Origin of the sequence: Mesorhizobium sp. M7A.F.Ca.CA.002.05.1.1, assembly GCF_003998335.1 — a bacterium.
Taxonomy (GTDB): Bacteria; Pseudomonadota; Alphaproteobacteria; order Rhizobiales; family Rhizobiaceae; genus Mesorhizobium.
Genome location: NZ_RZQI01001338.1, coordinates 1 through 1,093 on the forward strand (window position 1 = coordinate 1; position 1,093 = coordinate 1,093).

2 protein-coding genes are annotated in these 1,093 nt (G+C 63.1%); both read right to left on the bottom strand.

Going from position 1 to position 1,093, the window contains the following annotated elements; all coding sequences use genetic code 11:
* The coding region (locus EN939_RS35385; protein ID WP_164751568.1) for a hypothetical protein at positions 1 to 336 on the bottom strand (336 nt) is incomplete at its 3' end.
* Between the two features lie 3 nt (positions 337 to 339).
* On the bottom strand, positions 340 to 1,093 hold a 754-nt coding region (locus EN939_RS35390; protein ID WP_164751569.1), incomplete at its 5' end, for an autotransporter assembly complex protein TamA.

Below are 1,093 nucleotides of genomic sequence, written 5' to 3' on the forward strand. Positions count from 1 at the left end.
TTCGATACGCTCGGCAGCGATACGGTCGGCGCTGAAGTTTTTCGACAGCAGCGCCAGCGGCGACCAGTCGACGGCCACCTTGCGCGCCACCAGCCAGGCGCCCTCGCGGTCCTCCAGCACGACATGGTCGACGCTGAGCGCCCCGGACCAGATGCCGTCTATGCCGCTGACCGTGATCTTGCGGTTGTCGTTCGAAGCCAGCCGCGAAATGATGCCGGCGAGATTGTCGCGGCCGCGCTCGGTCTTGGTCAGCACCACCAGCGCGCCGATCGCTCCCGCAACCACGATCAGCAGCGTGTAAAGGACAATGCGGAGGATGCGCCAGACTGTTTTCATCGCTCAGAATGCCTGCCCGATGCCGGCATAGATGCCGAAATGCGGGTCACCCGGATCACGGTTGAGCGGCACGGCGGCATCGATGCGCAGTGGCCCGAACGGCGTGACATAGCGCAGCCCGACGCCGGCGCCGACCTTGACATCGGAGAAATCGGGAGCTGATTTGGTCGATACGGTGCCGGCGTCGACGAACGGCACGATGCCGATCGTATCGGTGATGGCGATGCGCATCTCGACCGAGGTTTCGAAGAAGGACAGGCCGCCGATCGGCTGGCCGGTGAAGTCCTTGGGTCCGATGCCCTGATAGGCATAGCCGCGCACCGAACCGCCGCCCCCGGAATAAAAGCGCCGGTCGGCTGGCACATGTTCGAGGCTGGTGCCGACGATCGAACCGATGGCGACACGTTCGGCCAGCACGAATTTCGAAGCCGAGTCCAGCGACTGATAGGCCGACCCTTCGCCCCTCAGCTTCAGGAACGCCGCACCGCTCAAAATGTCGTAGCTGGGCTCGGCATAGGCCAGCACCCGGAAGCCGCTTGTCGGGTTCAGCCGGTTGTCCCGGTTGTCATAGACATATTGCAGCGGAATGCTGGCGATCAGGTATTTGTGCTTGCCGAAAGCGTCGTGGATGCGGGAATAGTCGAGCGCCACCTCGGCGGAAACCGTCTGCTTCTTGGTCAGCTCGTAGGACAGCCCGGTGCTGCCCTTGACCGAGAAATGGTCATAGGCGTCAGGATGCTCGAGTACCGTCTTGACG